We start from the raw sequence: 13,677 nt of genomic DNA, 5'->3' as shown, positions 1-13,677 counted from the left end.
TAATAATATGAACTTGAGTATAATTAAAATGCGTAATACTGTAATAAATTTTTATAGAATTGATTAATAAAAATGTATACAATGGTTATAAACTCATGAAGGCTTTTTTTAATTCAATGCTTTGATAAATTTGTGGTCTTTAAGAAAATTGCTTTTAATCCATAGTTCCATTCAAACTTATTTCTGCTGTTTTGTCAGTCTTAATTTCTGGTATCATTATAATTGATGGTTATAACACAACAATTATTTAGAGTTTGGAGATGTAAGTATGAGTGAGTCGGTAAAAGGCATAGTAATCAAAGAAGCCAGCACAAGTAAAATATTGATTGTGTATCATTCCGGTTCAGGGAGTACTAAAACTATTTGTGAAGTTCTCAAAACACGGCTTTCAAAGTATTATATTATCGATATGTATAATTTGTTTCACATTGATAATAATATACTAAATAATTATGATCTTATTGTTTTTGGATTTCCAACATATCATTGCCAGCATCAAAATCAATGATGGAATATGCTGCTAATCTTCCGGTTTTATTGGATGAAAAGAAAGCAGTGATTTTAACGACTTATGGACTGTATCCGGGAGACAGTATACAGATGTTGGCCAAAGAACTCACGAAGAAAAATATAGTGATTATTGATTATTGTGGTATAAGAGGTCCTGCCAGTGATGGCGTTTTAACGCTGCCTTCATTTTTAACGTTAATGTTCAACTATGAAAAATCAGCTTTTACAAAGATTCAGAGTATGGAGCAAATTATCAAAACTACGCTAGATACTAAATCTGATGATACATACTCAAAAATACCTCCATCGAAATGGTATGTCCCCTTAAATGATATTATACGTCCCACAGGTGAACGAAAATATGAAGAAATGAAAAGCAAAATTTCTGTAGACCCTCAAAGGTGCAAACGCTGTTGTCTATGTGCCAGAAGCTGTGGCAGGAATTGTTGGGTATATAATGAAAACGGAGATTTCCAGAAAAATCAATTATCATCTAAAAATACTCCAATGTATAATCCTGACAACTGTGAATTTTGTTTAAAATGCATTCATAACTGCCCCGAGAAAGCAATTTATTTCAGCGAAAAAATGAAAGATAAACCCCGGTTAAATAAAGCATTTTATGAGTCTTTAAAGAAAAAGTTAATATGATGTTTACAGACAAGAAGGCTTTGCATAGTTAGAAAAGCAGTATTCTAATAAAAGCAATAGCTTGAGTGACCTGTATAATGATAAATGGTTTATTTTACCATGCATTGCTTCTTAATTGCCTCACTATAGTTTATTTTCAATAAAAGACTATAGTGAGGCAATAAACTTCCTTTCTTATTTTGCTTTTTAGCCTTTTATTTCATCCAAGTTCTTGAAATAGATTTGATGATAATATTTCTGTTTTTCTGAAAAAATGATATAATATATAATATAGTTGCTGTATAAAGTTGGCATAGAAAGGATATACAAAGGATGAACCGTTATAAAAAGATGGCTTTGAAAGCTTTGTCTTATTGCGGTAAGAATCTTAAAAAGAATTACAGACTTTACCGTAAGTTCACCAATGCGGTAAAAGTTTGTATAGGGCACGGATGTAGGGTAACAGACCGTGAAATTATTGTAGGTGACAGGAAGATTCCTGTGCGTTTTTTTTACCCCAAAAACGAACCAACCTCCGGTATTCTGATTTTTTTCATGGTGGCGGATGGGTTACCGGAAATATCGAATCATACACCCATGTTTGCTGCAACATGGCAAATCAAACCAGGAATACTGTTGTTTCTGTAGATTATCGTTTAGCCCCGGAGCACCCTTTTCCGAAAGGACTTGAGGATTGCTACGATACAACAAGAGAATTTTTCAAAAACCTCGATATATTAGATTGTAAAGCGGAAGATATCACCTTGATTGGGGACAGTGCGGGAGGGAATTTGGCTGCCGCAGTCTCATTGATGGCAAGAGACAGGGGTGAGTTTTTACCCAAAAGACAAATACTGATATATCCTTCTACATATAACGATCATTCGGAAACTTCTCCATTTCCTTCAATAAGAGAGAATGGAACGGGATTTTTATTAACTTCCGAAAAAATTCGAAATTATATGGATATGTATGCTCCCAGGAAAGAGGATAGGCTAAGCCCATATCTTGCACCACTGCTGGCTCAAGACTTGTTCAAGCAGCCGGATACTTTGATTATCACTGCCGAATATGATCCTTTAAGAGATGAGGGAGAGGCCTATGGGGCGCGATTGAAGGAATATGGAAACAATGTGAAAATGTATCGCATGAAAGATGCAGTCCATGGATTCTTTTCCCTGCCATGGAAATCTCAATATGTAATCCGAACTTATGAGATTATTAATTGGTTTTTAAGCAGCTACAACGGACAAAGTGAGGAATTGATATGAATCAACAAAGAAGAGTGGAATGGAGCAGGCTGGATAATGCCTCGAAATATTTTGCGGCGACATATAGCGAGAGAGATGAAAAAGTATTCAGGATTTCATGTGAATTGTTTGAAGGGGTGGAACCGGAGATTTTACAACAGGCGCTGGATGAAACTATTGAAAGATTTCCGTATTATAGATCTGTTTTAAGAAGAGGAATATTTTGGTATTATCTTGAAAACAGCGATATTCATCCTTTGGTTGAAAAAGAAAGCAAACCGGTTTGTGCACCGATTTACAGAGAACACGAAAGAAAGCTTTTGTTTCGGGTTCTTTACTATAACAAAAGAATCAGCATTGAAGTATTTCATGCCCTTTCTGACGGTTCGGGGGCTCTTAGGTTCATGATGACACTGGTGTATCATTATTTGCTAATCAAACATGGTGAAGAGTTTTCTGGTAAAATACCGGAATTAAATTACAATGCATCTATCAGTGAAAAAAGGGATGACAGTTTCAACCGGTATTATCAGGGCAGGCATTTTAAAAAGAAAGTAAAGAGAAAGAATCAAATAAGTCTGTTTACAAAAGTGTATCGTATACGGGGAACCAGACTTGAGGAAAACAGAATGAAGATAATAGAAGGCGCAATGTCTGCGAAAGCCGTATTGGATGAAGCTCATAAATACAACACGACAATGACTGTATTTTTATCGGCGCTATTATTTCGCTCAATTTATATGGATATGCCGGTGCGCAAGAAAGACTATCCTTTGGTGTTGGTAGTACCAATTAACCTTAGGCAGTTTTTCAAGTCGGAAACCTCAAGTAATTTTTTCAGTACTATGAATATTTCATATAGATTTGGTAAAGACAGTACTGATCTTAATGAAATAATTGGGAGCTTAAATGAGAGTTTTCGAAGAGAGCTGACAGAGGAAAGGTTAAATGAGCAACTTTACTGGCAGATGTCTATTGAAAAAAACCCTTTTGCTAGGATTATGCCTTTGCCGATTAAAAATATATCTATTCGTATTGCGGATGCAGTAGTGGAGATGGGGATTACGGCATCTATATCCAATTTGGGGAAGATAAATATGCCTTCGGAGTTTGAAAGTTATATACGCCAGTTCAGTGTCATACCCAATGTCAAAAGACCTCAGCTTGCTGTATGTACATATGGAGACAGATTGGTGGTAACTTTTGCTTCCCCCTTTGAGGAAACCGAGGTGCAAAAGAATTTTTTCAAATCCCTTTCGGAAATGGGAATTAGAGTTGAAATTTCGTCAAATATGTAGGAGTTGAAAAGAATGATATACTGTAATTACTGTAAGATTTATATACGAGACAAAAAAGCAAAATGCCCGTTATGCGGCAATGTTCTCCCGGAAAATGGCAGAATCGAAAAGGCTGAGGATATTTTTCCTGTAATACCCCTTACATATGAACGGCATATTCTTATCCGGATTTTGATTTTTATCTCCATTGTTGCCATTGTGGCAAGCTACGTTGTTTATAAAATAGTACCTACCAATGTCAATTGGCCCGGTTTTGTCTTGTTTGGCTTGCTTAGCGTATGGCTGAGCCTGATTTATGCCTTGCGCAAAAGGTATAATATTACAAAATCAATTATGTGGCAGGTAATAATTGTATCCGGACTCGTAATTTTTTGGGACTGGAAGATCGGCTGGATGGGCTGGTCGTTGGATTATGCCGTTCCGTTTTTATGCATTGCAGCAATGCTTGTTATGTACATAACAGCAAAGGTAATGAAGCTTAGTGCCCGGGACTACATTTCATACTTTTTATTGGGCGGGCTGTTTGGTATTATTCCAATTTTGTTTATTTTGTTTGATCTTGTCAAGGTGAATTATCCCTCTTATATTTCGGTTGCTGCAAGCATTATATTTTTGTCTGCCATAATAATTTTTCATGGAGACAGTATAAAGGAAGAGTTGCGTAAAAGGATGCATATATGAAACTAAAATAGTTTTAAACAATAGTATGTTCAGGAAGATTTTTCTGATATAATTGTTATTGTGATTTATATTGCTGTTTTGTATGCTTTTTATTTTAGTGGGCGGTTAAAATTTAAATTTGAGGTGACTGTTTTATGAATAGTGCCATTAATATATTAATAGATAATATTGAGAAGATTATTATCGGTAAAAGGTCTGTTATTGAGCATCTTCTGGTCGCGGTACTTAGCGATGGTCATGTATTGATAGAGGATGTGCCGGGAGTGGGAAAGACACAGTTGGTTGCAACTCTTGCCCGTTCGGTAAACGGAAAATTCAACAGGGTTCAGTTTACTCCCGATGTAATGCCATCGGATATAATGGGATTCTCAATGTTTAATCCCGGCACACGGCAGTTTGAATACAGAGAAGGGGCAGCAATGTGCAACTTTCTGCTGGCAGATGAAATAAACAGAACATCACCAAAAACTCAATCCAGTCTTCTGGAGATAATGGAGGAGTTTCAGGTGACAGTAGACGGAAAGACATATAAGCTTCCAAGTCCCTTTATGGTTTTGGCTACGCAAAATCCCATAGAAAGCTTCGGAACTTATCCTTTGCCTGAAGCGCAGATGGATAGATTCTTTTTAAAGCTTACTATAGGATATCCCGATAAAAGAGAAGAGAAATTGATAATTGACAGGTTCGGAAGCGAAAATCCGCTAAATAGGCTTGAGCCTGTTATGACTACACAGGAGCTTATTGAGCTTAAGGAGAGGGTAAAGGAAGTGAGGATGGAGGACTGTCTTAAAGAGTACATAATCAATATAGTAGACAGGACCAGAAAAGACAGCAATGTGGTATTAGGATGCAGTCCCCGGGGAAGCCTCAACCTGTATAAAGCTTCAAAAGCCTGGGCGTTTATAAAGGGAAGAGATTATGTACTTCCGGATGATATACAGAAGATGGCTGTTCCGGTATTGGCTCATAGAATCATAATAACCCAAGGTGCGAAAATGAAGAATATAAAGGCATCGGATGTTGTAATTGATATTCTTCAGAAAACAGAGGTTCCATTTGTGTGATAGGAATATGATTGATTTGATTGCAAGTAATGTAAAAGGAAGTGTGTGATGAGCTATATAGTTTATCTTTTTATGTTAGTTGCTATGTTTTTATATACATATATATTTGGTGACGAAACCAGTATGTTGATGCTTTACATGCTGATTTTTTCGCCTGTTTTGTCTTTGATTCTGTCCTTTGTATCGCAAAAGAGTCTGGAAATTTCAATAGATGAAAAGGTTCATGCATCGCAGGTTGAAAAGGATGGTGTCGTGGGAATAACCGTATTTTTTCGAAACAAATCCTTTATACCGATACCTATTATCGATATATCGTTTATTGTGCCGCAAAACCTGGTTCCTTTGGACAATCCCAATCCTATTACATCATTGGGGCCATATAAAACCGAAATAATTAATTTGGAATACAGGGCAAAGTACAGGGGAATAGCGGAAATAGGGGTCAAGGATATTAAAATAAGAGATTTTCTGGGATTTTTTAGCTTTTCCGTTTTAAAGAAACACGATAAAACGGAGGGGACCAAAGAAATAACGGTATTGAATAAAATTTCCCAGCTTAAGATGAACAGCTCTTTTTTACTTGATGCAGGCCGAATTGCAAATGAAGAGACAGGGACGGAGCTGAGCGATTTTAATTTTTTAAACTGTCTAAATGGAGAGCCCGGATATGAATTTCGTGAGTATCAGCGGAGATCCCCTGCATAAGATTCACTGGAAACTTTCTGCAAAAACTGATGTGTTTATGGTGAGAAAGGATGAGGGCCGGGGGATTCCGAGAAAGAAGCTGATACTTGACCCTGTTGTCACAAGAGGTGAAAAACCCAAAACTCAAAGTGCTGTTCAAAGGGAAGATAAGATTTTGGATGCCCTTATATCTGTTGTCGATATGCTGGTTAGGGCCGGAAGGGATGTAGAAGTATGGCTTTTTGAATATGGGGAATGGATGAACTATTTGATTAAGGATAGGGATCAAATTGCACAAATGCAGCATAGACTTGCAGCATTCAAATTTATACGTTCTAAAGAGGAACTAAACAATGAGCGTCTTCCTATGTCGACCATTGCCATGCAGGACGGCAACGGCAGGATTTTTGCCGGAGGAGATGCCATGGTATTTACAGCTTTATTTGACAATCAGCTTTCCGAGACAATAAAAGGAATGCAGGAACTGAAAATGACAGTGGATTTGGTTGCAATCAAGTATGATGGGGATAATGTAAAATCCGAAGTGTGGCAGGAGGAAAAGTCAAAAGCAGCCAAAATGAACCTGTGGACGATAAGTCTCGGAGACGAAATCTCGGAAGTATTGGTATAGGCTTAATATTAAAGAGAAAGAAGTATTGGTTGATTGAGGGGGTAAAATAATGGAAAGTACACACAGGTTAAAAAATCAAATACTTCCAATAGCAATATCTGTGGCTTTGATAAACTGGACATCAAGAACTATGTTTGGCGTGTTTGATATAGGAGTCTTGATTATTGCGGTTATTTTTACCTGTGTGATTTTTGCATCTTACAACTTTGCGCAAAAACACAGCAGAATAAAAGTATTGCTGTTTTTTGCATTTTCTTTTTTGTATTTGGTTATATGTCAGATTGCTGCAAACGTGGGAAGCATCAATCTTATTATTTTTCTTTTTGCTGTTTATGGCTATGCTTCGACGATTTATTATTTTACGATAATACGCTACCGGGTAGCAGTAGTCTTTATGAACGGCCTTATTTCTTTTTTAGTTCATTCAGCGAGAACTGCAAAAGGAATAACAATACATTTTGTAGTATATATTTTACTGTTCTTTCTGCTGTATTTTGAGCGTACAAGAAAGAAAAGAGCGGAAACGCAGGGGCATAAAACTCAAATCAATCAATGGTATTATATGTCAATGTCCCTTTTTCTTCTGATAGTGTTTCTTATTTCGCTGGTTACCCCAAAACCGAGTGTAATTCCAAGGCTTGCTTATGTAAATGCGGTAATAGAACAGGTTGTGCAGCCTCTGGGCGGAGCGGCGGCAGCGCAGCAGAACTTGTTCCAGGGTATAAACAGCAATCTTTATAATCCTTTAAGCCTCAAAACACAGAGCCAACTGGACTCTCTGAGTGCTCCTCTAAGCGACAGGATACTTTTTGAAGTTGCGGCAGAAGAGCCTTTGTATCTGAAAATTCAGAGCTGGGATAAATATGAGGATAATGTATGGAAGGTTGGGAATAAAGATTTACAGGAATACAAGCCTATCGAAAATTTCTACAATGACGGAATTAAGTATAATGTATTTGCAAGCCTCATAAAGAAGGCAAGGGAAGAAGGAATTGTACTGTCATCAATACCGGAAACTTCGGAAATTTGGAATTATGCTTCGACTTCCCAGGCCAAGAGAAAAGCAACCGTAATAAATGTAAACAATTTTTCGACTAAAATAATTCCTATACCCATAGGAGCAATTGATGTTTATTCGGAATATGGCAATTCCGAAAATATATTTATGAATAAGCTTGGAAGCTGCAGTATCCGAGAGATGGATACGCAAATTCGATGGAAGAGTTATGATGTAGAATACATGACCCAGAGAATAATCAAAAATTCTTTTGAGCACAAGCTTATAGAAATTCTGGACAGAACGCGGGCTGAGTCTTTGCTGAACATGGAAACATTCAAAAAGGGTAATGGTGAGTCCATTGAAATAAGCTATGATAATTTGAAGGTGTTATACGATACGGCCGAGGATTTGAAAAGTGTGTATGAGAATTATACCCAATTGCCCCAGAATATATCTGAAAGAGTTTACAACTTGGCTCAAAGTATAACGGAGGGAAAGGAAAGCCATTATGATAAGGCGTTGGCTATTGAGCAATATTTTCATAATTCGGATTATGTTTATGAACTGAATCCTCCCCGTATACCGAGCGGCGCCGATGCAATAGATTTTTTCCTTTTTGAGAGCAGAAAAGGTTTTTGCATTCACTATGCATCTGCCATGGTGGTGTTGGCCAGGGCATGTGGTTTGCCGGCAAGATATTCGGAAGGATATGTAGCGGATGAGTTTGACAGCAGTATCGGGCGGTTTGTGGTAGGATAAAGATGCCCATGCTTTTCCGGAGATTTATATACCCGGATATGGATGGATGGTTTTTGAACCTACCGTGAGTGTTATGGAGCAAGATGCGTTGACTGTTTTCTTTGGAAAAGTTCAATCCGCACTGATATCGTTTGCCAATGCAGTTATGAATGTTATTGAAATTGTACCGCCTTGGGTTAGGGTTTTGTTTATACCGTTTTTCCTTTTTACTTTACTGTTTTGGATATGGGTCTTAAGAAAAGTGTATATTCACTCGTGGAAGAAAAGGATGCTGAGACTTGATGCAAGCAAGTCAGTTGACAGAATCCTATCAAGAATAATAAAATTATTTAGTATTGTAAACCTTAATAGGGATTTGAACGAGACACCTTTGCAGTACGGACAAAGGGTTTACAAGGAAAGTGGAATAGATGTTTCGGACTTTATTGAGGTATTTAATAAATCAAAATATGCTAAGATTGGGCCATCGGTTGAGGATATCAAGCTGGGAATCGCTCTTTACGGGAATGTTGTGGATTATATAAAGGGGCGTTTGAAATGGTTCAATCTGCTTAAGTATTTTTGGTTTGTTTAAAACCGCATATGATGTAAAAAACAAGTTGTTGCTGTGGCTTTATGATTTGTGTTTTGTGTTGCATTTTAAAAAGTCTATTAGCTTAAGGGAGGTTTCATATGATTATCATTGGATGGGGATTTAAGACATCAAAAAATTATGGTCCGGTCCGAAAAATTCAGTGCAATAACTGCAATAACGAAGCAAACTGGTATTTACAGAAAATGACTATTTGGTTTACATTGTTTTTTATTCCTGTGATACCCTATAGAATCAACTACTTTTGATATGCCCGGTATGCAGAAACTATCTTGGGCTTCAAAAAGAGGAGTTTGAGCAACTAAGGGAAATAATGGAAAGCTCGGCGGCAAACAAATCATCCGATGATTCTTCGCGTCTTAATAGCATTGTAAATAAAGCCGGGGGTGTAATAAGAACAGAGACTCAGCTGAATTTTATCAGGGATATGCAGGAGTTTGAAAGAGAAAAGGAAAGAAGAAATAAATCCACACAATAAAAAACTGTTGCAAAATTAATTTATCAAATTAATTTTGCAACAGCTTGATATTTCCAAATTATCTCCACCTGTACCAAGAAGCTTCTGCTACAGTTGCAATTTGACCGATAATAGTAGCTCCGACCAAAAATGCAAAAATCAATTTGGCTTTCAAATTTTTCACAATTATTCCTCCCTAAAAAGGATACCAATTTCTCTCATTTTCAAAATAAAATCAAATTCTCTCTCATTAATTTCTAAATCTCTATATAAATCTCTTTCTATAACTTTCTTTCTCTCATTTTTTTCTCTTTCTAAATTTTTTTCTCTAACTTCTTTCTTTACTTTTTAAAATTTAATTTGTGTACGTACACAAAGAAACTCGCTGAACACTCCCCCAAAAATATTACTTTTCTTATTAAAACTCCCCTTGATTATTTGGACTTGCTTGAACTTCCCTTAGCTCCGACTTCTTGTCCACCCCTAGCCTAGATAACGGCGGCGACAAGTAGTCTTTGCAAGTCCTTGTGATAAGGCCGATCCACTCCCTTAGATGAACCGACTCAAAATAAGATGAAAGAAACAACAACTTAGAAAATAATATAATATAGTAAGATCTTACTTATCAAAAACAATTGAAAACGTTAATTAATAAAATTTCTTTTACTTTCTCAAATACTGCTTCTATAGTCTTTCTCCCTTGCTTTAATTATATAACAACTTATCCACATAAATGAATATAATAAACTTATTATTTTATAATAAAATATTAAGATGTCAAATAGGCAATACTATGAATAAAGCAATGAAAACTCAATATTGCTGCTAAAAATCCAATTATTCAATGGAATTTAATATAATAAAAAAACAGGAGATGATATATAAATGGATGCTATAAGAGCGCATCAAATTCTTGAGTCCCAACAAATTATTGAGGTGCTCCACCAAGGATCACCGGTATGGATTGAAAAGGTAATGGACAATAATATGGCTCATGTTTCCTTTATCCATACAAACGAGGAGAAGGACGTACCTTTATATATGCTGGTGGAAAAGGAATTGCCGAAAAACAGCAATTAAACCCTTACCTCCAGAGCAATCCATTTTTATATAATTTGTTGCCTCCCCCTGAAAATTTTTATTGACATTATTACAATGTAGTATTATAATGATAATAACAAAATAATAATAACAACTGTGAAGTATTTCAAATTAATTATAATAGCTATAAAAGAAAAGGGGGAGGTTTTATGAAAAACCTGGCAAGAAATGAATTTTTACAAAAGAGCAATGATACTCTGATATCAATTCTGGATATGCTTGAAAAGCTGCCTGTTGTAAAATTTGATGAAATTGAAACCGATAAGGCTGTTTTGGTTATTATTGATATGACAAACGGTTTTGCAAAAGAAGGAGCCCTTAAAAGCGATGCCGTCGAAGAACTTATACCTAAAATATGCAAACTCAGCACAGCTTGCGACAAGTATAAAATTCCGAAAATCGCTTTTGCAGACTGTCATACCGATGAATCGCCGGAGTTTGATGCATATCCCAAACATTGCTTAAAAGGCACTGCGGAAAGCGAAATAGTGGATGAAATAAAAAATATCGGCGGATATACTCTTATCGAAAAAAATTCTACCAACGGGTTCCTGGAAGAAGCTTTCGGAAACTGGCTTTTAGAAAACCCCGATATCAATACCTTCATATTAACCGGAGATTGTACCGATATCTGTGTACAGCAGTTTGCAATTACACTTAAAGCATACTTTAACAAGAATAACAAAAAAGCAAGAGTTTTAGTTCCGTTAAAAGCAGTTGATACCTATGACTTGGGAACACATGACAGGAACTTGATGAATGTTATGGCGGCATACAATATGATAATCAATGGAGTCGAGGTTGTGCAAGACGTTGTTGAATAGGGGGGATAATAATGAAAAAAATCAACTGGAACCAGAATGAAAACCTAAGCATGCTCACTGATTTTTATGAGCTTACAATGGCAAACGGCTATTTTGAAAACGGGCTTGGGGACAAAATTGCTTACTTTGATATGTTTTTCAGGAGAGTTCCTGAAAATGGCGGTTTTGCCATAATGGCCGGATTGGCTCAGGTTATTGAATATATAAGCAATCTCAAGTTTGATGATGACGATATTGAGTTTTTAAGGAGTAAGGGCATCTTTAGCGAAGGCTTTTTAAAGTATCTCAAAGATTTTGAGTTTAGCTGCGATATATGGGCAATACCCGAGGGAACTCCTATTTTCCCCAACGAACCTATTATAACGGTAAGGGGTCCGGTTATTCAGGCACAATTTATAGAGACAATGATTTTGCTTACTGTTAATCATCAGAGCCTTATAGCTACCAAAGCCAACAGAATTGTCCGGGCGGCGCAGGGAAGACCTGTACTTGAATTCGGTACCAGAAGAGCTCAAGGTTATGACGGAGCAGTGTTGGGGGCAAGGGCGGCATATATCGGGGGATGTGTTGGTACCGCATGTGCCATAGCGGATAAGGAGTTTGGAGTGCCTGCTTCGGGAACAATGGCTCACAGTTGGGTTCAGCTTTTTCCTTCGGAGCTTGAGGCCTTCAGAGCCTATGCAAGAGTTTATCCCGATAATTGCACTCTTCTTGTGGACACATATAATGTACTAAAATCCGGAGTACCAAATGCCATCAAAGTGTTTAACGAAGAAGTTGTGCCAAGAGGATTCAGACCCAAAGGGATAAGGATTGATTCGGGAGATATTGCATATCTTTCAAAAGAGGCAAGGAAAATGCTTGATGCCGCAGGATTCTCTGATTGTAAAATTGTGGCATCGAATTCCCTTGATGAATATATAATCAGAGATATTTTGCAGCAGGGAGCGCAGGTTGATGTTTTCGGTGTGGGCGAAAGATTAATAACTTCGAGGAGCGAACCTGTTTTCGGAGGAGTGTATAAGCTTGTGGCAGTTGAGGAAAACGGAGCTGTAGTTCCCAAAATAAAGATGAGTGAGAATGTGGTAAAGATAACCAACCCTGGATACAAAAAGGTTTTCAGATTGTTTGAACGGAAGAATAACAAGGCTATCGCAGATGTTATCGTAAATGCCGGTGAGGTCATTGACGACAGCAAGCCATATGAGATTTTTGATCCGGAGCATACTTGGAAGAGAAAGACTTTGACAGATTTTTATGCAAAAGAGCTTCAGGTTCAGATTTTCTATAAAGGAAGATGTGTATATGAAGCACCCGAAATAGGTGAAATTCGCAACTACTGCTTAGAACAGATTGATACCCTTTGGGATGAAGTATTAAGGTTTGAAAACCCGCACAAATATTATGTAGACCTGAGTGAAGAATTGTGGAATATCAAGGATAGGCTACTTAAGGAACATACTTTATTATAAATATTCTTTCTGTGAAAAAACACAAAAATCATTAAGATTTTTATATATTTTTTTCTCATTATTCAGAAGGAAATTGAACTGCCAGGTCGTATAATAATATATATAATATACAATAGAAAATTTTTCTAACATCTTATGATAAAACAACTCATCAATTGCATTTTGCAGCTGACTTGTCATCAATTGTTTTCATCATAGGTATTTGCACCGGCAGTTCAAAATTTTCTGTTATTGGAGTTTGGCGGGCAATTCCATTATTATAGAGGAGTGCAAACAATGGACGTTAAGAGTGCCTTTATTGAAACAACAATGGAAGTATTGTCCGAATACGGGATTCCTCCTATGTTTGCTGAGAAAGATAAGAGGCATGGCTTGGTTGGTACCGAGTATTTGAATGTTGTTATGGGAGTTAACGGAGCACTGAGCGGCAATTTGATTGTAACAGCAAACAAAGAATCAGCTTTGGCTATAGCGTCGGCCATGTTGGGAGGTATAAAATTTACGGAAGTTAATGATATGGTTAAAAGTGCAATGGGTGAATTGCTTAATATAATTGCAGGAAATGCTTTTAGTAGAGTGGACATAAAATCCGTAATTTATATTTCTACACCAACGCTTGTCATCGGGGAGGGAATTTCTATTTTGCTTCAAGGGTCAAGCGCAAACAAGTTGATTTTTGACATGGGTGGACAGTCAATGGATATATTATTTGACATCGAATAGT

Annotated in this window: 15 protein-coding genes and 1 pseudogene; all 16 read left to right on the top strand. The window is 36.8% G+C overall.

Annotated elements, in window-relative coordinates; genetic code table 11:
- Positions 1-268: 268 nt before the first annotated feature.
- The 16 genes and pseudogenes from JCM21531_RS12525 to JCM21531_RS12460 all read left to right on the top strand — a co-directional run bounded on the left by JCM21531_RS12525 (position 269) and on the right by JCM21531_RS12460 (position 13,676).
- Entirely contained in the window at positions 269-508 is a 240-nt protein-coding gene (locus JCM21531_RS12525; RefSeq protein ID WP_038290378.1) for a flavodoxin family protein, read from the top strand.
- Complete coding sequence (locus JCM21531_RS12520; protein WP_038290377.1) at positions 505-1,161, top strand: hypothetical protein; 657 nt, start codon at positions 505-507, stop codon at positions 1,159-1,161. The genes JCM21531_RS12525 and JCM21531_RS12520 overlap by 4 nt, the downstream gene beginning before the upstream one ends.
- Before the next feature lie 312 nt (positions 1,162-1,473).
- Positions 1,474-2,411 (top strand): annotated as a pseudogene (locus tag JCM21531_RS12515) (alpha/beta hydrolase).
- A complete protein-coding gene (locus tag JCM21531_RS12510; RefSeq protein WP_038290376.1) occupies positions 2,408-3,688 on the top strand; it encodes a hypothetical protein in 1,281 nt (426 codons plus the stop codon). The pseudogene JCM21531_RS12515 and the gene JCM21531_RS12510 overlap by 4 nt, the downstream one beginning before the upstream one ends.
- A gap of 12 nt (positions 3,689-3,700) precedes the next feature.
- Complete coding sequence (locus JCM21531_RS12505) at positions 3,701-4,369, top strand: DUF6320 domain-containing protein (RefSeq protein ID WP_038290375.1); 669 nt, start codon at positions 3,701-3,703, stop codon at positions 4,367-4,369.
- A 134-nt stretch (positions 4,370-4,503) separates the two neighbouring features.
- A complete protein-coding gene (locus tag JCM21531_RS12500) occupies positions 4,504-5,433 on the top strand; it encodes an AAA family ATPase (protein ID WP_038290373.1) in 930 nt (309 codons plus the stop codon).
- A gap of 48 nt (positions 5,434-5,481) precedes the next feature.
- Positions 5,482-6,138 carry a hypothetical protein gene (locus JCM21531_RS22200; RefSeq protein WP_243467637.1) on the top strand — a complete coding sequence of 219 codons (657 nt, stop codon included), beginning with the start codon at positions 5,482-5,484 and terminating at the stop codon, positions 6,136-6,138.
- Positions 6,086-6,748, top strand: coding sequence for a DUF58 domain-containing protein (locus tag JCM21531_RS22195; RefSeq protein ID WP_243467636.1), 663 nt, complete (start codon positions 6,086-6,088; stop codon positions 6,746-6,748). Before JCM21531_RS22200 ends, JCM21531_RS22195 begins: the two co-directional genes overlap by 53 nt.
- Before the next feature lie 49 nt (positions 6,749-6,797).
- Positions 6,798-8,507, top strand: a complete 1,710-nt coding sequence (locus JCM21531_RS12490) for a transglutaminase-like domain-containing protein (RefSeq protein ID WP_243467635.1) — start codon at positions 6,798-6,800, stop codon at positions 8,505-8,507.
- 46 nt (positions 8,508-8,553) lie between these two features.
- Positions 8,554-9,081, top strand: a complete 528-nt coding sequence (locus JCM21531_RS22190; RefSeq protein ID WP_243467634.1) for a hypothetical protein — start codon at positions 8,554-8,556, stop codon at positions 9,079-9,081.
- A gap of 98 nt (positions 9,082-9,179) precedes the next feature.
- Positions 9,180-9,347, top strand: coding sequence for a hypothetical protein (locus JCM21531_RS22185; protein WP_243467633.1), 168 nt, complete (start codon positions 9,180-9,182; stop codon positions 9,345-9,347).
- Positions 9,344-9,577 (top strand): hypothetical protein, encoded by a 234-nt coding sequence (locus tag JCM21531_RS22180; RefSeq protein ID WP_243467632.1) that lies wholly within the window; start codon positions 9,344-9,346, stop codon positions 9,575-9,577. Before JCM21531_RS22185 ends, JCM21531_RS22180 begins: the two co-directional genes overlap by 4 nt.
- Positions 9,578-10,441: 864 nt before the next feature.
- Positions 10,442-10,636: an H-type small acid-soluble spore protein gene (locus tag JCM21531_RS12480; protein ID WP_038290372.1), complete on the top strand. Its 195-nt coding sequence runs from the start codon at positions 10,442-10,444 to the stop codon at positions 10,634-10,636.
- A gap of 170 nt (positions 10,637-10,806) precedes the next feature.
- Positions 10,807-11,481 carry a cysteine hydrolase family protein gene (locus tag JCM21531_RS12475; RefSeq protein WP_038290371.1) on the top strand — a complete coding sequence of 225 codons (675 nt, stop codon included), beginning with the start codon at positions 10,807-10,809 and terminating at the stop codon, positions 11,479-11,481.
- 11 nt (positions 11,482-11,492) lie between these two features.
- Positions 11,493-12,953, top strand: coding sequence for a nicotinate phosphoribosyltransferase (locus JCM21531_RS12470; protein WP_038290370.1), 1,461 nt, complete (start codon positions 11,493-11,495; stop codon positions 12,951-12,953).
- Between the two features lie 276 nt (positions 12,954-13,229).
- The gene (locus tag JCM21531_RS12460; RefSeq protein ID WP_038290367.1) at positions 13,230-13,676 is read left to right on the top strand and encodes a chemotaxis protein CheX; all 447 of its coding nucleotides are present in this window, start codon (positions 13,230-13,232) and stop codon (positions 13,674-13,676) included.
- Position 13,677 lies beyond the last annotated feature (1 nt).

The organism is Acetivibrio straminisolvens JCM 21531, from assembly GCF_000521465.1.
Classification (GTDB): domain Bacteria; phylum Bacillota; class Clostridia; order Acetivibrionales; family Acetivibrionaceae; genus Hungateiclostridium; species Hungateiclostridium straminisolvens.
Note: the sequence above shows the minus strand (reverse complement) of the source record. Positions and strands in the feature narration are given on the sequence as shown.